The organism is Granulicella mallensis MP5ACTX8 (genome assembly GCF_000178955.2).
GTDB lineage: Bacteria > Acidobacteriota > Terriglobia > Terriglobales > Acidobacteriaceae > Granulicella > Granulicella mallensis.
On record NC_016631.1, the window covers coordinates 1,511,932 to 1,531,845 of the forward strand.

The 19,914-nt window shown below is 62.3% G+C and carries 16 protein-coding genes; all 16 read right to left on the reverse strand.

The annotated features are described in order from the left end of the window. Positions 1 to 25 precede the first annotated feature (25 nt). The 16 genes from ACIX8_RS06445 to truA all read right to left on the reverse strand — a co-directional run bounded on the left by ACIX8_RS06445 (position 26) and on the right by truA (position 19,790). Positions 26 to 823, reverse strand: a complete 798-nt coding sequence (locus tag ACIX8_RS06445) for a succinate dehydrogenase (RefSeq protein WP_014264526.1) — start codon at positions 821 to 823, stop codon at positions 26 to 28. Positions 824 to 1,002: 179 nt separating this feature from the next. Continuing rightward, positions 1,003 to 1,710 (reverse strand): RdgB/HAM1 family non-canonical purine NTP pyrophosphatase, encoded by a 708-nt coding sequence (gene rdgB, locus ACIX8_RS06450; RefSeq protein ID WP_014264527.1) that lies wholly within the window; start codon positions 1,708 to 1,710, stop codon positions 1,003 to 1,005. A 174-nt stretch (positions 1,711 to 1,884) separates the two neighbouring features. Then, positions 1,885 to 3,048 (reverse strand): permease, encoded by a 1,164-nt coding sequence (locus ACIX8_RS06455; protein ID WP_014264528.1) that lies wholly within the window; start codon positions 3,046 to 3,048, stop codon positions 1,885 to 1,887. A gap of 70 nt (positions 3,049 to 3,118) precedes the next feature. After that, on the reverse strand, positions 3,119 to 4,255 hold the full coding sequence (locus ACIX8_RS06460; protein ID WP_044177985.1) for a WD40/YVTN/BNR-like repeat-containing protein: 1,137 nt from the start codon (positions 4,253 to 4,255) through the stop codon (positions 3,119 to 3,121). Between the two features lie 286 nt (positions 4,256 to 4,541). After that, a complete protein-coding gene (locus tag ACIX8_RS06465) occupies positions 4,542 to 6,290 on the reverse strand; it encodes an ABC transporter ATP-binding protein (RefSeq protein WP_014264530.1) in 1,749 nt (582 codons plus the stop codon). Positions 6,291 to 6,388: 98 nt separating this feature from the next. Beyond that, positions 6,389 to 7,150, reverse strand: coding sequence for an FKBP-type peptidyl-prolyl cis-trans isomerase (locus tag ACIX8_RS25105; protein ID WP_014264531.1), 762 nt, complete (start codon positions 7,148 to 7,150; stop codon positions 6,389 to 6,391). A 380-nt stretch (positions 7,151 to 7,530) separates the two neighbouring features. After that, the gene (lptG, locus tag ACIX8_RS06475) at positions 7,531 to 9,888 is read right to left on the reverse strand and encodes an LPS export ABC transporter permease LptG (RefSeq protein ID WP_014264532.1); all 2,358 of its coding nucleotides are present in this window, start codon (positions 9,886 to 9,888) and stop codon (positions 7,531 to 7,533) included. Between the two features lie 119 nt (positions 9,889 to 10,007). Continuing rightward, positions 10,008 to 10,793 (reverse strand): response regulator transcription factor, encoded by a 786-nt coding sequence (locus ACIX8_RS06480; protein ID WP_014264533.1) that lies wholly within the window; start codon positions 10,791 to 10,793, stop codon positions 10,008 to 10,010. A gap of 230 nt (positions 10,794 to 11,023) precedes the next feature. Continuing rightward, positions 11,024 to 11,956, reverse strand: coding sequence for a sensor histidine kinase (locus ACIX8_RS06485; protein WP_014264534.1), 933 nt, complete (start codon positions 11,954 to 11,956; stop codon positions 11,024 to 11,026). A 287-nt stretch (positions 11,957 to 12,243) separates the two neighbouring features. Beyond that, positions 12,244 to 13,242 carry an acyl-CoA desaturase gene (locus ACIX8_RS06490; protein ID WP_014264535.1) on the reverse strand — a complete coding sequence of 333 codons (999 nt, stop codon included), beginning with the start codon at positions 13,240 to 13,242 and terminating at the stop codon, positions 12,244 to 12,246. A 139-nt stretch (positions 13,243 to 13,381) separates the two neighbouring features. After that, positions 13,382 to 13,978, reverse strand: coding sequence for a hypothetical protein (locus tag ACIX8_RS06495; RefSeq protein ID WP_014264536.1), 597 nt, complete (start codon positions 13,976 to 13,978; stop codon positions 13,382 to 13,384). A 285-nt stretch (positions 13,979 to 14,263) separates the two neighbouring features. Beyond that, positions 14,264 to 14,629, reverse strand: coding sequence for a peptidoglycan-binding domain-containing protein (locus ACIX8_RS26120; RefSeq protein ID WP_014264537.1), 366 nt, complete (start codon positions 14,627 to 14,629; stop codon positions 14,264 to 14,266). 190 nt (positions 14,630 to 14,819) lie between these two features. Next, the gene (locus ACIX8_RS06505) at positions 14,820 to 16,496 is read right to left on the reverse strand and encodes a trypsin-like peptidase domain-containing protein (protein ID WP_014264538.1); all 1,677 of its coding nucleotides are present in this window, start codon (positions 16,494 to 16,496) and stop codon (positions 14,820 to 14,822) included. Between the two features lie 167 nt (positions 16,497 to 16,663). Then, complete coding sequence (locus tag ACIX8_RS06510; RefSeq protein ID WP_014264539.1) at positions 16,664 to 17,587, reverse strand: DMT family transporter; 924 nt, start codon at positions 17,585 to 17,587, stop codon at positions 16,664 to 16,666. Positions 17,588 to 17,655: 68 nt separating this feature from the next. Further along, positions 17,656 to 18,867, reverse strand: a complete 1,212-nt coding sequence (locus tag ACIX8_RS06515) for a M20/M25/M40 family metallo-hydrolase (RefSeq protein WP_014264540.1) — start codon at positions 18,865 to 18,867, stop codon at positions 17,656 to 17,658. Between the two features lie 107 nt (positions 18,868 to 18,974). Beyond that, the gene (gene truA / locus ACIX8_RS06520; RefSeq protein WP_014264541.1) at positions 18,975 to 19,790 is read right to left on the reverse strand and encodes a tRNA pseudouridine(38-40) synthase TruA; all 816 of its coding nucleotides are present in this window, start codon (positions 19,788 to 19,790) and stop codon (positions 18,975 to 18,977) included. Between the last annotated feature and the right edge of the window lie 124 nt (positions 19,791 to 19,914).

The following is a 19,914-nucleotide window of genomic DNA, read 5'->3' on the forward strand; positions in this document are numbered from 1 at the left end:
GAAGCCATGCCTTAATGAACTTTGATTACTGCACGTTGCCCGGCTGTTGTGGGTTCGTGGAGTTTGGGGGAGCGGTGCTCGGGGCAGGAAGATAGATTCCAGCAGGTTGATCGGGCATCACGTCTTCTGGCGCGTTCGCATACTTCGGATTGATAAACGCGTACATGCCGACGAGGCCAAGAATGCAAAGTGCCGTGCCGCCTGCGGCGCAGACATAGCCAAAGCTCTTGCGAGCCTTATCGCCTGGGGTGATGCCCCACTTGGCGGCGAAGAGCCAGATGCCGTAGGCGAAGTGCCAGCAGGTTGCGATCATCGCGATGACGTAGATGGCGAGCATCCAGGGATTGTGCAGCTCGTGCTGCACCTTGGCGAAGGCCGCTCCGGGATGCTCGGGCAGGCTGATGCCGCTGAAGCGCTGCCGCCAGAGGTGTTGAACGATGTAGAGCAGCGCGATGATGCCGGTGATGCGCTGGGTGAGATAGCCCCAGTTGCCTGCCCAGGGGTAGACGTTTACTGTGGCGCGACCGCGGAAGGCGATCCAGACCCCGTAAAGCGCGTGAAAGGCCAGGGGGATGAAGATGAAGCACCACTCGAGGATGCGGACCAGCGGCAGGCTGTTGAGGAACTTTACCTGCTGGGCGTAGGCGAGCGGGCCGTTGACGGCTTCGAAGTTGGAGACGATGTGCTCGATCAGGAACGCGCCGATGGGCACGATGCCGGAGAGCGAGTGCAGCCGGCGCCAGAGGTAGCTGTGGCCTTGGCCGGCGCGGAGTGGCTGGACGCCTCGGATGGTGGGGGTTGCGGGAGGTGCGGCTGCGGCCATGCGGTACTCCTGATGTCCTTGGGGAGGCTGGGCTTAGAGCTTGGCCTGGGGTTGTGGGCAGGTTAGATTCATGCGGTTTGTGCCGCGGGTAGGCAGGATGATTATTCCGCTGTGTTAAATGCAGCGTCAAGCAAAGGCTGGTTTTGGTGAGCGGTAATCGGCGTCTTTGTGCGAATTTGTTACAGCGGCGTTTCCTGGAGCTGGGCGAGGAGGTCGCGAAAGGCATTGCCGCGATGGCTGATCTGCCACTTCTGTTCGCGGGAAAGCTCGGCTAATGTGAGGTTTAGCGAGGGGATGAGGAAGAGGGGATCGTAGCCGAAGCCGTCTTTGCCGCGCGGGGCTTCGAGGAGCCGGCCTTCGACGGTGCCCTCGGAGCGGAGGAGGACTTCGCCGTCGCAGGCGAGGGCCAGGGTGCAGACGAAACGGGCGGTACGGTCGGGGTGATTTGCGAGGAGGGAGAGCAGGCAGCGGTTGTTGCGCTCGTCCTTTGTCCCGAGGCCCGGTTCGAAGCCGAGGTCGTCGGCGAAGCGTGCGGAGCGGACGCCGGGCTGGCCGTTGAGGGCGTCGGCGGCGAGTCCGGAGTCGTCGGCGAAGACCAGCAGGCCGGGGGCGAGGAGAGAGTAGGCGACGGCTTTGAGCTCCGCGTTGCCCATGAAGGTGGGGGCGTCCTCGACGGGCTCGGGCATGGACTGGAGGCCCGGCAGGGCGAGGACGTCGATGCCGGCGGAGCTGGCGCTGGTAGAGAACTCGGCGAGCTTGCCGGGGTTGGAGGTGGCGGCGTAGAGGGTCATCGTTACGAGATTAGAACAGTTCTCGTGCGGGGGCTGGGTACGAATCTCGAGAGGCGAGTTGGGGGTGGTGGTGGGGTATAGACGCAAGCGAGCCACACAGATCTTCGAAGCGCGCTCTGCGTCGGAGGTATCGTTCGCGGTACAAACGACCGCTCTCCTTTATCTGGCACAGTCGCTACTGGGAGCTAAAAGCGGTCGCCCTTGGCGATACCCCACCCTGCCGCACGATAAAACCGTGCGTCGAGGATGGGGCACCCGGTTGTGGTTGGCTCAGTGGCAGCAGTGGTGGGCGGGGGCATCGGGTGCTGGGGCTTCGTCCATCATCTTCAGCATCTCGGGGCCGCCGGTCTTCAGGAAGCGGAGGAGGAGGATCGTGGAGATGAGCAGGAAGAGGATGTTGAGCACGGAGGTGTAGTTCCAGCGGAGGCTCTCCTGCATGATGTGCGCGGAGCGGTCGTGAGGAATGAGATGCAGCGCTCCGAAGATGGCTTCGACGGCGAGCGCGGAAAGTGCCATTGCGGCGTAGAAGGCAGCGAAGAGAAGGGCTGCGACTTTGAGTCCGTAGTACTTGCGATAGATGTTGAGGATGGGAAGGATGATGAGGTCGGCGAAGAGGAAGGCGATGACGCCTCCGAAGCTGATGCCTCCGTTCCAGAGCACGGCGGCAAGGGGTACATTGCCGACCGAGCAGACGAAGGACAGCACGGCGACGAGCGGGCCGATGAACGGTCCCCAGAGCTTGGCCAGCGTGGGGTGGCCGACGAGGAAGAAGCCCTGCCAGAAGTGCTGCGGCACCCAGGCGGCGAGGCAACCGGAGATGAGCAGGCCGCCGGCGATGTCCGGCCACAGAGAGTACCAGTCCATCCAGTAGTAGTGCGTGGTGGCGGTGTAGCCCTTGGCCGAGGTGAGCTTCTGCCAGAAGGTGCCGGAGTGCAGGCTCATATCCATGGCGGCGTGGCCTTCCATGCGTCCGATGAGACCGCGTTCGGCCTGCTTGCGGGCGGCCTCGATGACGCGGGGCTTGAGCGTGGCGCGGAGGAAGAGCACGACGAGCGCGATCATGATTGGCCCGCCGACGAACTCCGCCGCCATGAAGCGCCAGCCGAGCAGGGCAGCGAGCAGGACGCTGAGTTCTATGACGAGGTTTGTGGACGCGAACTGGAAGGCGATGGCGGCGATGAAGTCCGCGCCCTTGCGAAAGAGCGAGCGTGCGAGCGCCGTGGCTGCGTAGGAGCAGGAGGAGCTTGCCGCGCCGAGAGCGGAGGCGATGACGATGGTCTTCGCGGAGGAGTCGGGCAGGAGTTTGCTGACGTGCTCTTTGGAGACGACGGCCTCGATGATGGCGGAGAGAATGAAGCCGAGGCAGAGTGCCCAGAGGATCTCCCAGGCCATGATGCCGGTCATTTGCAGCGCGTGGATGAGGGGTGTCAGCATGGCGTCTCCTGTTCTATGTTGCGTCACTACAAGGGCAGACGTAATTGGCGGCGCGGCATTACACCTCGGGCTATTTGTGCGGTGCGAGAGCGTTGTCGCGCAGGAAACCGATGCGGCCGTGCGGGCCGACGGCGAAGGGAAGCGAGAGGGCGTTCCAGTTCTTGTCGGCGTCGGGGGCGTCGCTGGGGCCGGGTGTGAGGGCGCGCCAGTTGCGGCCGTCGTCGGTGGAGATGTCTGTGCCGTTAGGGCCGACGGTGATCCAGGTTTTGGTGGAGGTGTCGTAGGCTACGGCAGAGCGGTAGCCGTGGGGTGGGGTGAGCGATGGGATCGCGCGACGAGAGAGCGAAGTGATTATCGGGGCTCTATGAGGTACGAATACGCTGGCACTTGGAGAATCCGGTCTACGATAGTCGCCTCCAACCACCATGAAATCCGCATCTAGTATGTAACCTTTGATGGTCTGCCGACGTGCGATTGAAAACGCTCCGGCGCTTTCACTGGATGCTATCGGAAGCTTGATGTCGCTAAACCCTTCCGATGGTTTACAGTCGCATGGATCATGATGTTGGTAGAAGATGAAACGTGCCCCTCCGTTTCCACCCGTCACAAATGCAATCTGGCCATGTGGTCCAGACATTACGGCAGCGCTATTGCTTGCTGCAAAGAGGGATTCGTCCTTTTGGGATACCGCCAGGTGCTGCTTCGTCGTTGGCGCCAGTGGCTGCCAGGTATTCCCTTGGTCCGTCGTCCTGTAGATCACAAAATTGCCGTTTACTGGATCGCCGACAAGCATTCCGTACACATATTTAGGCTTTGATCCGGGATCAAACGTGAGCGCGTCCCAAAAACCTTCCGGATCGGGGTTGGTGAGGACTAGCGTCCAGGTCTGGCACCCATCCGTGGTTTGGTAGAGACGAGACAGGTCGCCTTTGCCGCTGGACATGACGATGGCGGTTTTGTTGTCGAAGGCCTGAATACCGCGGAAGTCGAGATGTTCGGCGTTGGGTGGGATGGTGCAGTGTTGCCAATGGGTGCCGTTGTCTTCGGTGCGGAGGATGGTGCCTTCCGTGCCGGAGGCCCAGGCGATGCCGTGGCCGAGACTGTGGATGCCGCGCAGGCTGGCGGTGGTGTGGGCGTCTTGAAGGGTCCATTGGGCGTGGGCCGCGGTGGCGAAGGCCAGCGTTGTGAGCAGGAGGGGGACGCGCATGGGAGGAGTGTAAATGGTGGAGTTGTGGCGGCTTGGGTGAAGCAGATTTCCTACGGGGGTGACAACAAGAAAAGCAAGAGCAACGGCAAAATTGGGTGCCCCATCTTCGGCGCATTTTTTTGCGCCTAAGGTAGGCATCGCTGAAAGCGACCGCTCTGCACGAGTTTGTTGTACTAAAGGCAGTGGCGATACGAGCGATAAGCAGGAGCGGTCGGGCGTTCGCCCGATACCCCACCCTGCCGCGCAAAGAACGCGCGTCGAGGATGGGGCACCCGATTTATTGGGGTTAGGCGGTGAGGATCTCTTCTTCCAGGCTCTGCTTTTCGTAGAGGTCGTTGTAGTAGCCACCGCGTGCGAGCAGTTCGTCGTGTGTGCCGAGTTCGGCGATGCGGCCGTCGACCAGCACTGCGATGCGGTCTGCATTGCGGGCTGTAGACACGCGGTGGGCGATGAGGATCGTTGTGCGGCCCTGCATCGCTGTGCGCAGGCCGCCGAGGATCTGCTCTTCGGTGTAGGTGTCGACTGAGGCCAGTGCGTCGTCGAGGATGAGGATGCGCGGATCGCGCAGCACGGCGCGTGCGATAGCGGTGCGCTGCTTCTGGCCGCCGGAGAGGGTCATGCCGCGTTCGCCTACTACCGTAGCGAAGCCCTGCGGGAACTCGAGGATCTCGGTGCCGATGTGTGCGGTGCGGGCGGCGGCTTCGATCCCGGTTTCTGTCGCTTCGGGAACGCCGAAGGCGATGTTGTCGGCGATGGTGGTGGAGAAGAGGAACGTCTCCTGCGGTACGAAGCCGATGGCATGACGTAGAGAGGCGAGCGAGTACTCGCGAATGGGGCGGCCGTCGATCAGCACCATGCCGGGCGCTGCTTCCTGCAGGCGCGGGATGAGGGAGACGAGCGTCGATTTGCCGGAGCCGGTGGGGCCGACGATGGCGAGGCTCGATCCGGCGGGGATCTCAAGCGAGATGTTGTGCAGGACTTCGCCGCCGGTGGTGTAGGCGAAGCTGAGATTGTTGAACTCGATACTGCCTGCAACCGGCTCGGTGGCGACTTCCGGCTTCGCTTCGCTGTCGTCGATGGCAGGCTGCTGCTTCATCAACTGGTCGATGCGGACGACCGAGGCGGCGCCACGCTGCACGAGGTTGACGACCCAGCCGACCGCGATCATGGGCCAGATGAGCTGCACCATGTAGACGTTGTAGGTGGTGAACTGGCCGACGCTCATGTGGTGCAGGACGACTTCGCGGCCGCCGACGAAGAGGGTGAGCATCAGCGAGAAGCCGAGGAAGAACTCCAGTGTGGGCCAGAGCATCGCCATCAGCCGGGCGAGGAGGAGGCTGCGGCGAATGTACTCGCGGTTGGACTCCTCGAACGCGGCGATCTGCGCCTCTTCCTGCGCGAAGGCGCGGATGAGGCGGGCGCCGGAGAAGTTCTCTTCGGCCTGCGCGGAGATGTCGGAGAACATGGCCTGGATGCGCTCGAAGCGCGTGTGAATGCGTGCGCCGAAGTACTGCACGAGCACTGACGCGAAGGGCAGCGGGACGAAGGCGCACAGGGTCAGCCAGGGGCTGATGCGGAGCATGAACGGAAGCGCGACGGCGGTGAAGAAAATGGTGTTCGCGCTGTACATGATGGCCGGGCCGAGCAACTGGCGCACGGCGTTCAGGTCGTTGGTCGAGCGCGCCATGATGTCGCCGGTGCGGTGTTGCTGGAAGAAGCTGGGCGGCTGCAGTTCGAGGTGAGCGAAGAGATCGTTGCGCAGGTCGTACTCGATCTCGCGCGAGGCGCCGATGATGATCTGGCGCATGAGATAGAGGAAGATGCCGGAGACCGTCGCGATGCCCAGCAGGAGCAGAGCGTGGTGCTCGACCTTGGCGGCGCTCAGGCCGTGGCGCATGTCGTCGATGGCGGAGCCGACAACGAGCGGAACCATCGCCTTGGCACTGTTATAGAGGATGAGAGACAGACCGCCCAGGGCGAAGTTCCGCCAGTAGCGTTTGAGATAGGGGAACAGCGGACTGAGGCGTTGAAACATATAGAGGCAACAAACAGGAATTAGGAAACAGGAAACAGAAAAGGCAGAAGTGGCGGGGCATGGCTGGATGCCATGCCCCGCCGACACTACTAGTTAGATTACTGCTTCGGGGTTGTGGATGCAGGCTGAGTGGTGTTGCCTGCGGGCTGCGTGGTTGTTCCTGCGGGTGTCGCGGGCTTGGCGGCAGGCGGCACGGGGTGCACGGGAGGAGCTGGAGGTGTCTTCGGTGCGGGGGCGCTGTCGCTCTCGCTGACGACTTCCATGTCGAATACCAGCATGGACTTCGCGGGGATGATGGGAGGACGGCCCTGCTCGCCGTAGGCCAGCTGATAGGGGATGAAGAGGCGGCGCTTGCCACCGACGTGCATGCCCTCAAAACCGGTGTCCCAGCCCTGGATGACGCGATGCATGCCGTAGGGGAAGGAGATAGGCTCCTTGCCGGGGTGGTCTTCGGAGGAGTCGAACTTGGTACCGTCCGGCAGGTAGCCGGTGTACTTCACGGACAGATATTTGCCCTGGCGAACGGGATCTCCCGTGCCGACGATGATATCGACGTAGTTGAGAGAGTAGGTGGTTGGGGTTGCTCCCAGGCTCTCGCGGACCTCAGGGCTGAGGAGCGGCGAGGCGTAGTCCAGCTTCATATCGGGCGTACGAGTGAGGGTATAGAGCGGCTTGGCGCAGGAGACCCCGGCAGGCAGAGCGGGGATCTTGGACGAAAGCGTGGGCAAGGTGGAGCAACCGACAACGCGGTGTGCCGTTGTGGCGGTGGCGTGGTGGACGGGTGTGGTTGAGGCTGTCTGTGCCGCGAGCGGGAGAGCTGTCGCGACGAGGGCGAGGGCAGAGAGAGTTGTGGTTTTCATTTCGGAATTAGTTTAGCTCGGCGCTGTAGTTTCGTGGTGAAGATGGGGAAGATCGCAGGTCGTGGTTACTTGTCGCTTCGTTTTTACTTTTGTTTTTCTGGTTTGTCATTCCGAGCGCAGCGAGCGAACCTGCTGTCTCCCGTTCTTAGCTAGAGCTAGCATGACCACTTTACTCCAGTAAAAAGCGAGATCTCTGCTTCGTGTCCCTGTTTTCTGTGGTGGTGCGAGCGAAAAACGGGAGGAAGCAGGTTCGCTCGCTACGCTCGGAATGACAAACCAGAAATGCAACAGCAACGGCAGAAGCAGATTCCCTGCGGGAATGACAAACCAGAAAAACAAAGGCAAAAGCAACGGCAACGATTTTGCTGCGGATGAAGCAACTACGTGGGCACCCGCAGCAGCAGGTACGTACCGACCATGGCGAAGAGGATGTCCGGCGACCAGGCGGCCAGGATAGAGGGCAGCGAGTTGACGTTGCCGAGGTTCTCGAAGATGGCCGCGATCACCCAATAGGAGATGGCGACGCCGATGCCCGCTCCCATGCCGGCAAGGCCGCCTCGTTTGCCGGTGGAGAGCGCGAACGGCACGGCGAGGATGGCCATGACGAGCGCCATGAGCGGATAGGCGATCTTGCGATTGAGCTGGACGCGCAGCCTGGTGGTGTCGAAGCCACTCTGCTTCAGGTCGCGGATGTACTTAGAGAGTTCGCTGTAGGACATCTCCTGCGACTGACGGTCTTCTTTTTTGAAGTAGCCCGGCTGCTCGTGGATCTCCGGAAAGCTGTTGAGGGTGAACGGCTGGTAGCTGCTGATGGCGTCTCCGCTGAAGGTGCGCTGCCAGCCGTTCTCGAAGACCCAGCGGTTGACGCTATCGTCCCAGCGCGCGCTGGTGGCGAAGATGCGGCGCGTCAGGGTGAAGGTGCCGGGCTGGAACTCGAAGACCGTCAGGTTGGCGAAGACGTTCTTATCGGAGTCGAAGAACTGGTAGTAGAAGATGCGCGTGGGTTCTTTGTTGCCGAGAGTCTGTCCGGACATCCACTTGCGGTCGGCACGCAGGAAGGTCTGCGCGGGTTTGCCCTTGATGACGGAGCGCAGGGCCTCCTGCTTGCGATTGGCAGCGGGAAGGTAGGTTTCGTCGAAGGCGAAGAGTATAGCCGAGAGAGCCAGCGCGACCAGGAGCACCGGCGTGGCGATGCGATAGAGGCTGACGCCGGTGGCCTTCATCGCGGTGAGTTCGCTGGTGCGGCTGAGAGCGCCGAAGGTGATGAGTACCGCGACGAGGGAACAGAGCGGGGTGACGTTGTAGAGGATGAACGGGATCAGGTTCAGCAGGTATTCGCCGACGGTGACGAGCGGCGTGCGGTACTTGATGATGTCGCCGATGAGCTCGAAGAAGGTGAAGATCAGGAAGAGTCCGACGAGGCTGGTGAGCACCAGGCCGAAGTTTCGCAGGAAGCTGCCCATGACGTACTCATCGAGGATGAGCGGGAAGCGGATGCGCAGGGCACGGCGAAGCTGCTGCATGCGCGCGCCGGAGCCGAAGCCCTCTGTGTTGGCGGATTTCGTGCGTCGAGGCTTCGAGAAGAGCCTGCTGAGCGTGGCCCCAGCGCTTGAGAGCAGGTTGAGCGCAACGCCGCCGCGCGACATCTGCTGCAGCAGTAGAACTCCGGCGACGCCGAAGATGATGTTGGCTCCCCAGACCCCGGCAAAGGCTGAGAGCTTGCCCTGCCGGGCGAGCGCACTGCCAACGAACGAGAGGATGTAATACGCGAAGACCAGAACCAGCGTAATCGCGAAGCCCGTGCCCTTGCCGCCGCGCTTGGACGAGAGGCCGAGGGGGACGCCGACGAGCATCAGGACAAGGCACGCCGCTGGATATGAGAAGCGGCGATGGAGTTCGATGAAGTAAGGCTGCGTGTCACCGCTGCCGTGGGCGAACTTCCAGAGTTCGCCCATGCTGAGCGCTTGGATGGGCGTGTCGCGGCGGCTGATGTGCGAGTCCTCTTCCTGCTGGCCCGTCTGGATGGGCAGTTCGGTGCTGGCGAAGGTAGAGATGTCGTACTGGTTTGGGTTGTTGCCGGCGATGTCGTGCCGCGAGCCGTCGGAGAGCTGCATGCGCAACGTCTGAGGATCACCGGGAGTGCCGGTGACGAGGGCCTCCTGCGACGTAATGATGTGCGGGGTCGCGGGCTGGGTTAAGTCGGCCAGAAAGACGTTCTTCCACTCGGCGGCACCGGAGCCGGGGACGACATCCTGCACATAGAGGACGTAGTTTTTGAAGTCTTCGTAGAAGACGCGCGGCTGAACCTGGATGGCGGCTTCGCCGCTTGCGCCCTGGGCCTCGTATTGCAGCAACGCGGCGGCGGCGCGGGGGGCGACGTAGAGCGAGTTCACCAGGCCCACGGCCCAGGAGAGAACCGCGACGATGCTGACGATGCGCACGAAGGAGAGCACACCCATACCGCTGGCGCGCATCGCGGTGATTTCGCTGTCGGCGGCCAGGCGGCTGAGGCCTAGGAGGATGCCGATCAACACGGCCATCGGAATGGTCAGCGTGAGGAAGTAGGGGAGGAGGTAGCCGATGAGGCGGAGAATATCGGCGAACGAAGCCGCGCCGTGTACGGCGAGTTCCATCAGCGCGAGCAGATAGCGCATGAAGAGGATGAAGGTGAAGAGCACGCCACCCAGCAGAGCGTAGCCGACAACCTCGCGAAGTATGTAACGAGTGAAGATGCGCAAGTTTTGCGCCGCGTCCGTGCGGCTATTTTGAGTGTACCGGAGGAGCAGGGATTAGGAGCAGGGATTAGGGAACAGGGATTAGGTTTTCATATGAGTGAGTCGCGCTGGTCTTGTAATCCCTAATCCCTAATCCCTAATCCCTGCTCTTCCGGGGTGAATCGATAGCCTACGCCGCGCACAGTCAGCAGGTGCACCGGGTTGGAGGGGTTGGGTTCGAGGTAGCGGCGCAGGCGGACGATGAAGTTGTCGATGGCGCGGGTGTCGGTGTCTTCATGCACGTGCCAGACGTTTTCGAGGATCTCTTTGCGGGCGATGATCTTGCCCGGCCTCTCGATGAGGTAGCGCAGCAGGTCCGCCTCCATGAGCGTGAGATGCACGACCTTGTCGGGAGTGCGGATCTCCAGGTCGTCGAAGTTGATGGTGCGGCCGGCGCAGAGATAGATTCCTGTGGGGTTGGTGACCTCTTCTTCCGGGAGCGGGGCAGGGACAGGAGGCGGGGTGTCAATGGCCGGAGTTTGCTCGCGCTGCCAGTGCATGCGGCGCAGCAGGCCGCTGAGGCGAGCGAACAGGATGGCCAGATCGAAGGGTTTGGGCAGGTAGTCGTCCGCGCCTGCTTCAAAGCCTTCGACGACGTCTTCGCTGCGTCCGCGCGCCGTCAGCATCAGGACTGGCGTGTAGTGGCCGGCCTCGCGCAGGGCACGGACGATGGAGAAGCCGTCGCGGCCGGGGAGCATGACGTCGAGCAGGATGGCGGTGGGCTGTTCTTCCGTTGCCAGCAGCCAGGCGAGCGCGGCGTCGCCGTCGGACTCGTGATGCACGCGGTAGCCCTCGGCCTCCAGGTTGAAGAGCAGGCCTTGCGCGAGGTGCTCTTCGTCTTCGATGACGGCGATGAGGGCGGGGGTCATAGCCGGCCTGCTTTTTGCCATTGCAGGAGGTGGTTCGGGTGCTTCATGGCAACAATGCTAAATGAGCTGCTGCTCCTATGCTTCGAAGTCATAGGTCGAAAAGGGGCCAGCGGTGGAGTAACGTAAAGACCCTCGGGGTCCTTCGACTGCGCCACTCGCAAAGTACGCGAGTGGCTTCGCTCAGGATGACGAATTTATGGGAGGGGAAGGATCAAAGGCGAGGGCTGCCGCTATGTTGATGCGGAATCCGTAGTCATCTTATTGCCGATGGCCAGCGGCAGTCGCAGCAGCATGGTGGAACCTTTGCCGGTGCCTTCGCTGGTGGCTCGAACGCTGCCGCCGTGTTGCCGGGCGATGGTGCGGACGAGAAAGAGGCCGAGTCCCGTTCCCTTGATCTTGACCGGGTCGTTGGCGGGGGCGCGATAGAAGCGTTTGAAGATGCGCTTGAGCTCCGGTGGAGGAATGCCCAGGCCGGTATCGGTGATGGACAGTACGACCCAGGTGTAGCGTTCGATGCCCAGGCGGCAGACGATGTGAACGCCGTTGGGGGAGTACTTCACCGCATTATCGAGAAGGTTCATCACGGCGGTGCGCAGGTCTTCGGCGTTGCCCATGACGTAGAGGCGGACGTTGCCGGGGACTTCGGCGAGCTCAATGGTTTCAGGGGAGAGATGGTGGCGGCGAAGCACGGTCTGGATGCAGTCCGCGACCAGGGGATGAAGCTCGATGCGCGCGCGCTGTTGCTCGCGTCTCTGACCGAGTTCTCCGGCCTTGAGCACGGTCTCGACGGTGTTCAGCAGGCGGTCGGTGTCGGAGCGCATGATGCCGTAAAACTTCTGGCGCTGGGCTTCGTCGACGGGATGGCGCTGGAGTGTCTCGAGGTAGAGACGGATGCTGGCGATGGGGGTTTTGAGCTCGTGCGTGACGGCGTTCAGGAAGGAGTCCTGCCGCTCGTTGCGGCGGATCTCGCGGACGAGGAAGACGGTGTTCAGAACTACGCCCGCGATGAGGGCGGAGAAGAGGATGACCCCGAAGATGTCCGCGGCGAGACGGCGGGTGTTGAGCAGGATCCAGCCGATATTGAGCGTAATGGCTACGCCGCTCATAAAGACGCCGAGCGTGATGAAGAGGGCGATGGCTCCGCGGCGTCGATTGAAGTTCATAGGTGTCGGACGTTCTCCAGAGTATATCGGTTGGAGTGTTGTTTGTTTTTCGTCGTCATTCCCGCATTCGTGGTGGCACCGCGACATAGGGGAAGACCACGAATGCGTACCCGAACGCTGTTGGTGGGCACGTGCGCTTGTGGTGGCACTCAATGCGGGGGTCCTTCGCCTACGGCTCAGGATGACGACGAAAAACAGACAACGGCAAGAACGAGCAACAACTCAAGGCCAAAGCAAAAGCGCAGAGCTTATGCTCTGCGCTTTTTTTACTTCAGGGTTCGGAGGGTCTAGCTGACGCCTGCCGGCTTGGGGTTGGCGGGGTCGAACTGCGCGATCTGGACCTTCTTCGCGAGTCCGAGCTTCTCCATGACCCAGATGCCGTAGTAGTTGATGTCGAACTCGTACCAGGTGAGGCCGTGGCGGGCGCTGACCGGGTGAGCGTGGTGGTTGTTGTGCCAGCCTTCGCCGCCGGTGAGGAGAGCAACCCACCAGTTGTTGCGGGAGTCGTCCTTGGTCTCAAAGCGGCGAGCGCCCCAGAGGTGCGTTGCCGAGTTGACCAGCCAGGTGGCGTGCAGGCCCAGCGTGACGCGGAGGAAGGTTCCCCAGAGCATCATGCCGACAGCGCCTACGATGCGGTGACCGGTAGGAGCGAGAGCCGCGCCGAGAGCCAGCTGCAGGAAGCCGGCGATGGTCAGCGGGAGCCAGTGGTACTTCGACAGCCAGACGTGAACGCGGTCGCGTGAGAGGTCGGGAGCGTAGCGGCCCAGAAGGGCAGTCTCCGAGTGAAGAGCGCGGCCGGAGATGATCCAGCCAGCGTGGGCCCACCAGGTACCATCGTGCGGGGTGTGCGGATCGCCTTCGTCGTCAGAGTTCTGATGGTGCACGCGATGGGTGGCTACCCAGAAGATCGGTCCGCCTTCAAGGGCCAGGGTGCCGCAGGCGGTGAGGAAGTACTCGAGCCAGCGCGGAACGCGGTAGCCGCGATGCGTGAGCAGGCGATGGTAGGCCATGCCGATGCCGACGTTGATCGCGAAGAAGTACATGATGACGCCTGCGGCGAGGTTCTTCCAGGAGAAGAAGAAGAGCGCGGCGATGGCGCCGATATGGAACGCGCTCATGGCGATGGTCGTGATCCAGTTGATGCGGCCCTGCTGGTGCTCACGGCCCATGCGCAGGTCCTGCTTGATCTTTTGCGTCGTCTGCTTGACGGCTTGGAGGGGATTCGAGGCAGGCGCCGGCGCGGTTTCAATGTCGTCGATTTCGGCTTGAGTCAGGAGAGAGTTCATCAATGCGTCCTCTGTACCCATGGATGTTGCAGGTACAACTACGACGATAGAGGAGATTCGCGAGGCTGCGTGTAAGACTTTTGTAAGGGGAGAAATCGCCTGTAATGGCAGGGGTTTTCGTGTTGATGCGGTCGACCGATTAGTGGACGGAGAGCGTGCCGTCGAGGTCGACTGCGAGCGCGTCTCCGTCGACCTGCATCGAGTGGATCTTCAGGTTGTCGAGTTTGAGATCGTAGCCTGTGGTCTGCGCGGAGTTGCTGAGCAGCTGCCGCATCAGGTCGGCGGCGTTGACCTTCATCTGCTGGGGGAGCTGGTGGCTCAGGAAGGGAACGAGGAGGAAGTTAAGTTCCTTCGAATCGCTCAGGCGTTCGATGCGCGCATCGCGAAAGCCGATGATCTCACCCTGCGCGTCGGGGATGATGGAGACGTCCGCGTCGGTGTTGAGTCCGATGCCGATACACGCGCCACGCAGGCCTGTTCCGAGTTTGGAGTGTGTTTTTACGTGGACTACGACGCGGTCGTTTACGAAGCTGACCTTGGGGGCTTCGGCGTAGACGTAGCACGCTGAGCCTGCTTTGCCGCGGATGTAGTAGCGTCCGCCCTCGCCGGTGAAGAGCTGCCGGGCAAGAGTTTGCTCCAGTGCCTTCGACGAGATCTTGAGCTCGATCGCGTGTGCCTGTGTGGCGATGAAAGTGGCAGCGAGCGATAAGAGGATTCGGAGCGGGGCGAGCTTCATGCTTTGAGGATAAGCGAAGAGGGGACTAGTTGAAGCGCGGTTGGGTGGCGGCTTGGCATTCCCTCAGCGGCTAAAGCCGCAAAAATGGGAGCGCGTGTGGCGGCGGGGCTGAAGCCCCGCCCTTTCAAGGCAAAAAGCGATGCCGTGGTGGTGCCAGAAGCAGATTCCCTACGGGAATGACAAGCAAGAAAAGCAAAGACAATGCGGCAGTGGTATGGAAAGCAGATTCCCTGGGGGAATGACAACAAGAAAGGCAAAAGCAAAGGCAAGGCCTTGCTTATTTACCTAGTTCGGCTGTTGCGGTCCAAGCCCGAGCTTGATCAGTGCGCGAGAGTCGGGAGTGATCTTGGTCTGCCAGCCGTTATCGCCCTGCAGCTTCTGCATGGCGGCTACGCTCTGGGAGTCCCAGGAGCCGGTAGGCTCGCCGGACATGTAGCCGGATTTGATGAGCGCCGATTGAATCTCGGTGGCGCGTTCCGGAGCCATGCCGGGCGCCGATTCGTGGCGTACCGAACGTGTGTTGTGCGAGTAACGTGCGTTTCTCAGCGTCGCATGTGTGGTCGAGTTGTGTCTCGGGCGCGTGGTGCCGAAGCAGGGAACTGCGATCAGCAGAAGGCCAGTCGAGACGAGATTTTGTAGGTTTATGCGCATCCAGTTCATCCCCTTGAATCGGGTGGTGCGTCGAGCGCTAAACGCCCGGCATGAGGTTCAGGGTAGCGTATTCATGCTCCAGCAATCAAGGGGTGTGGAGTGACGATCGAGATACCGTTTTGGGCAATCGAGGCAAAAGAGAAGGGCGCAGGCATGGTGCCTGCGCCCTATCTCGTTTCGTGCTCACTGTTTACGGAAGAGTCCCGCCGACGTAGGTGTTGCCGCCGCCCTGGAGCTGGGTGTTCCGAATAACGAATACTACGTCGGAACCGGTCTTCAGGCTGGAGACGATAGCGCGATAGCTCGCTTCGTCGGTGACGGGTTGACGGTTGATCTCGGTGATCACGGAGCCCTGAGGCAGACCGATCTCATCCGCAAAGGAGCCGGGACGGACCGAGGTGACGATGACGCCGCCCTTGATACCGAGCTTGGTGATCGCTGCCTGTGGCGCGGGTTGGACCGTAATGCCGAGCTTGCTCTGTCCGGCATCGGACTCCTCGGGTGTGTTCGAGTCTTCCTGACTTCCGCCGAGGTCGGCGAAGGTCTTGGCGCGGTCGGTGATGCCCACACTGATGGTTTGCTGTTTGCCGTCGCGCAGATAACCGAGCTTCACGGTCTCGCCGGGGTGCTTGGCCGAGATGATGGAGACCAGTTGGTCACCATCCTTGATCGACTTGCCGTCGATGGTGACGATGGCATCCCGGGGCTGCAGACCAGCTTTTGCTGCCGGGCCATTGGGGGTAACCGCTCCGACGATGACGCCGCCGTTGGCGAAGCCGTACATGCGGCTTACTGCCGAAGACTGCGCTGCCTGGAACGTGATGCCGATGGAGCCACGCGTGACCTTGTGGTCAGGCCCGATGAGCATGTTGTAGACGCTGGCGAGTGTATTCGACGGCATCGCGAATCCGACGCCCTCCGAACCGGCCGACTGGGTGTAGATGGCGGTGTTCATGCCGATGACCTCACCGGCCATATCGACGAGCGGACCACCGGAGTTGCCGGGGTTGATCGCCGCATCGGTCTGGATGAAGCGCTGGAACTGGTTGGTGGCCACACCGCCGGGGCCGGGGCCCTCTTCGATGCTGCGGTTTTCGGCCGAGACGATACCTGCCGAGACGGTCTGCGAGAGACCGAATGGGCTGCCGATGGCCAGCACCCAGTCGCCTACCTGGGCTCCCTCGGAGTTGCCGAGCTTGATGGTCGGCAGCGGAGTCTTGGAGTCGATCTTGATGACGGCGATGTCGGTTTCCTTATCGACGCCGATCACGGTTGCCGGACGGCCCGGGTCGCCGGGGGTGGCTTCGGGGTCGGTGGAGAGCCTTACGTAGATGTGATCGGCCTTGTCGACGACGTGGTTGTTGGTGATGATGTAGCCGCGCGGATCGACGATGAAGCCGGAACCGAGAGCGCGGCGGGGACCTGCATCGGGGGTCTCGCCGCCGTTACCACCGAAGAAGTGGTTGAAGAAGTCCTGCATGTTGCCCTGATCGCCTTGGTCGCCCTGATCCCCGTTGTCATCGCCATCCGGCGCCTGGGGTACGGGACCGCGCTGCAGACCGCGGCGATTGTTGCGCTTGGCCGACTGCTTGGGGAGAGATTCCGTGTTGATGTTCACGACGGCCGGACCCACCTGCTTCACGATGGCGGAGAAGCCATTGGAGAGAGTAGCGGGTGAAGGGATGACCAGGGGCCGTGCGTCGCTGGAGTCTATGCGCTGCTGCTCTTTGCCGCTGACGCTGCTGGTCAGCACCGAGCCCGCGAGAATGCCGACAGACAGTGCAGCCAGGATGGTGAAGGTGGCGGTCAAGCGGCCACTGCGGAGATTTGTCCACAGGCCGCGCCCAATATTCTTCGATGATTCCATCTGTTTATTTCCTCGTTCTCATTTGAGATCGAACCGCGAGTCTTACAGACCCGGCCGATGACCTCCGTGGAGAGGCTTTCAGTTCGCCGCTGTTATAGACGTGCCTGCTCTTGAAAAGTCGTCCTGATGCTGCAGAGCCAGGGCGGCCTTACACAGAGCGGCTTCCCTTAGGATACTCGGCTTTGGCGAAGAGTTGGCCCAAACTCGGCGGCCAAAATCCCCGCGAGGATCAGCGCCGCTCCGCAGAGTGCTCGTGCGCCGAGGTGTTCGTGCAGGAAAATCAGCGATGTCAGCCAGGCGAAGACAGGCTCCAGGGTGAAGATCAGGGCGGTGTGAGAGGCCGGGAGGTGCTGCTGCGCCCAGCTCTGGATGGTGAAGGCCGCCGCCGTGGCGAGGATCGCCGTAACGGCCAGGGCGAGGACTGCGCGGGAGGTCAGGTGGAACGCCGGATGTCCTCCGAGGGGGAGTGTGATCAACAGGACGAAGGCGGCGAAACCGATCTGCAGCGTTCCAAGGCGGCGGGCGGAGACGTTGGTTGCGGCGTGGGCTAGCGTGAGCAGATGCGCGGCGAATGCTACGGCGCAGGCCAGGGTAAGCCACTCTCCCAGGCCGAGCCCGACGAGCAGCGCTGCGCCAGAGCCGGGCGGTGTGGTGAGCAGGACGAGACCGGCAAAGGCCGCGAAGGCTCCGATGAAGGTGTAGAGGCCGGGCTTTACTGCGCCTGCGGCCCGCACGCGCGGGATCATGCCCAGCAGCGGAACGAAGACCACGACCAGGCCGGTGATGAAGGCGGACTTCGAGGCCGAGGTGCGTGCGAGACCGGCGGTTTGAAACTGATATCCCAGGCCGAGGAAGAGCCCGGCGACGGCTCCGAAGCGGAGGTCCTTTCGGCTCAGGCCGCGCAGGCTGCGTCCGTTCAGCGCGGCCAGGATGAGGAAGGCGAGCGTCATGCGCAGCAGGTTGAAGAGCAGCGGGGAGACGTCGAGCAGGGCCGATTTGACGAGAGGGAAGGTCGCGCCCCAGACGAGCGTTACGGCGATGAGCAGGAGGTGGGCCGTGAGGGTGTGCGAGCGTTTTGTCTGGTTGGGCATTGACGGAGCGAGAAGCAGATTCCCTTCGGGAATGACAACAAGAAAAGCAAAGGCTAGGGCTTTTGGGCTTAGATGGATTCTGAGGCTACGAGCGTGCTGGCATCGAGCAATAGCAGCAGCACGCGTCGCAGGGCGAGGTCGCGGCCCGTTGGGTCGTACCACTCGTCGAGGGTGTGGATGCCGCCGCCGGTGCCGCCGGCTCCGATGGCCAGCGCGGGAACGCCGAGCGAGAGCGGCAGGTTGGCGTCGGTCGAGCCGATGCGGGATTCGGTTGGAAGGCGGAGGTGGCGGTCGACCGCGCGCAGGCTGCGCGAGAGCGGGGCGTTCTCGGGCAGCTCGCCGGCGGCGCGATTGCCGATGCGTTCCACGTGAAGGTGGAGTTGATCGGAGCCCTCGGCTTTGAGGGTGGCCTCCAGGGTTTTGAGGACCGCCATCTCCGTGTGGTCGAGCTGCAGCGCGGAGATCGAGCGCAGATCGAGGTCGGCGGTTGCGGAGGGTGGGATCGAGTTGACCGAGGTGCCTCCACTGATGGTGCCGCAGTTGATGGTGGTGCGCGGCTGGCGCGGCAGAGGAAGACGCGCGATGGCGAGCAGGGCAGCGCTGAGGGTGAGGATCGGATTGGGCCGGCCGGCGTCGGCCCAGGAGTGGCCGCCGGGGCCGGTGATGGTTACACGCAGACGACGGCTGCCCAGGGCGCGATCCACGACCGTTCCATTGCCGCCGCCTTCGAGCGCGATGGCCGTGCGAATGCGCTTTGCATAGGGCGATGGCCCGAAGAGATAGCGCATGCCGCGCAGGTCGCCTTCGCCCTCTTCGCCGACGTTGGCCGCGAAGAGGAGAGTGCAGGCGGGTTTGATCTGTGCTGATTGGATCGCCGCAATCAGGCCCAGGAGGGCAGTGAGTCCGGCTCCGTTGTCGCAGACGCCGGGGCCGAGGATGCGTGATTCGTCCTCGTGCGGCGTGCAGTCGGTTCCGACGGGAAAGACGGTATCGAGATGGGCGGAGAGCAGGACGACTGGGCCGTCGGGCGCGCCATTGTGCAACTCGGCGAGGACGTTGCCTTCGTTGTCGATGTGCGTGCCGGAGAGGCCGAGCATTGTGAACTGATGGCTGTACCACTCGGCGCGTTTGGCCTCGCCAAAGGGTGGGGCGGGGATGGCCATGGACTCCATCTGCCAGCGCCGCAGTTGCGGCTCATGGAGGTGCAGCCACGCAAAGGCGGCGTGTACGGCGCGGTTGCTCGCCAGGCTGGCGATGCGGAGATTGTCAGCCGCACTCATGAGGGTTCCTTTATTCGTAATGGGGTGCAGCTCAATTCTTCGCGCTCTCCATCCATTCAGATTGGGCAAGAGTTGCTGCTTCTTACTGGTGAATCGACAGCTTTGCGTTATACCGGATCATATTCGACGGAGTGAAGAAAAAGTCCACATGCGGGCGCTGTGGGACCGGCGGCGGTGCGGTTTCGGGCTGCAAGGATGCGGGGGATCTCATCCACGGCGAGGCTGCCGCGGCCAACATCGGCGAGGGTTCCCACGATGTTGCGCACCATGTGGTGCAGGAATCCGCTGCCCGTTACGCGGTAGACGAGCAGGCCGTCCTCATGGGCCCATCCTGCCTGCAGGAGGGTCTTTACCGGATTCGGTCCATGGGCTTTTCCGTTGGCGTCATCGCTCTCTTCTTCGCGAAGTCCGCGCTCGGGATCGGAGGCGGCGAAGGAGGTGAAATCGTGCGTGCCGCAGAGATATTTCGAGGCCTCCTGCATGGGTTCGATCGCCAGTTGCCAGCGGCAGTCCCAGGCGTAGGGTGCGAGGAAGGGGGAGCAGATGCGTTCGCTGGGGGACGCCGCTGTCCGGCGTTCGAAGATGCGGTACTCGTAGGTCTTGCGCCGCGCGCTGTGCCGGGCATGAAAGCTCTCGTCTACCAGCTCGGCGGTCAGGATGCGAATACTCGGCGGCAGGGCGCGGTTCAGGGCGCGCTGCAGGTTGGCGGGGGGGATCGAAGTTTCGAGGGCGAACGAGGTTACCTGGGCCAGGGCGTGGACGCCGGAGTCGGTGCGGCCGGAGCCCTGCGGCAGGACGCTCTCTCCGGTGACATATTTGAGCGCCAGGGCCAGCGAGCCCTGGACGGTTGGCAGCTCCGGTTGTACCTGCCAGCCGTGAAAGAGCGTGCCGTCATAGCTGAGTGTGAGTTTCCAGTGGTTCATGTCGTCCTGAACGAAAGCTATCATTCCTGTAAATAAGTGTGTCCCTTGTTGGTTCCAAGCATCTTCCATGCATCTTAGAGGGGCTCATTCAACCTAGCTCCGATATACTGAATCGGCAATCCAT

What these genes read in the sequence shown, in the direction of transcription:
- ACIX8_RS06445 (WP_014264526.1), bottom strand. Translation starts at nt 823, where the DNA reads ATGGCCGCAGCCGCACCTCCCGCAACCCCCACCATCCGAGGCGTCCAG.
- ACIX8_RS06455 (WP_014264528.1), bottom strand. Translation starts at nt 3,048, where the DNA reads ATGCTGACACCCCTCATCCACGCGCTGCAAATGACCGGCATCATGGCC.
- ACIX8_RS06460 (WP_044177985.1), bottom strand. Translation starts at nt 4,255, where the DNA reads ATGCGCGTCCCCCTCCTGCTCACAACGCTGGCCTTCGCCACCGCGGCC.
- ACIX8_RS06465 (WP_014264530.1), bottom strand. Translation starts at nt 6,290, where the DNA reads ATGTTTCAACGCCTCAGTCCGCTGTTCCCCTATCTCAAACGCTACTGG.
- ACIX8_RS25105 (WP_014264531.1), bottom strand. Translation starts at nt 7,150, where the DNA reads ATGAAAACCACAACTCTCTCTGCCCTCGCCCTCGTCGCGACAGCTCTC.
- ACIX8_RS06480 (WP_014264533.1), bottom strand. Translation starts at nt 10,793, where the DNA reads ATGACCCCCGCCCTCATCGCCGTCATCGAAGACGAAGAGCACCTCGCG.
- ACIX8_RS06485 (WP_014264534.1), bottom strand. Translation starts at nt 11,956, where the DNA reads ATGAACTTCAATCGACGCCGCGGAGCCATCGCCCTCTTCATCACGCTC.
- ACIX8_RS06490 (WP_014264535.1), bottom strand. Translation starts at nt 13,242, where the DNA reads ATGAACTCTCTCCTGACTCAAGCCGAAATCGACGACATTGAAACCGCG.
- ACIX8_RS06495 (WP_014264536.1), bottom strand. Translation starts at nt 13,978, where the DNA reads ATGAAGCTCGCCCCGCTCCGAATCCTCTTATCGCTCGCTGCCACTTTC.
- ACIX8_RS26120 (WP_014264537.1), bottom strand. Translation starts at nt 14,629, where the DNA reads ATGCGCATAAACCTACAAAATCTCGTCTCGACTGGCCTTCTGCTGATC.
- ACIX8_RS06505 (WP_014264538.1), bottom strand. Translation starts at nt 16,496, where the DNA reads ATGGAATCATCGAAGAATATTGGGCGCGGCCTGTGGACAAATCTCCGC.
- ACIX8_RS06510 (WP_014264539.1), bottom strand. Translation starts at nt 17,587, where the DNA reads ATGCCCAACCAGACAAAACGCTCGCACACCCTCACGGCCCACCTCCTG.
- ACIX8_RS06515 (WP_014264540.1), bottom strand. Translation starts at nt 18,867, where the DNA reads ATGAGTGCGGCTGACAATCTCCGCATCGCCAGCCTGGCGAGCAACCGC.
- truA (WP_014264541.1), bottom strand. Translation starts at nt 19,790, where the DNA reads ATGAACCACTGGAAACTCACACTCAGCTATGACGGCACGCTCTTTCAC.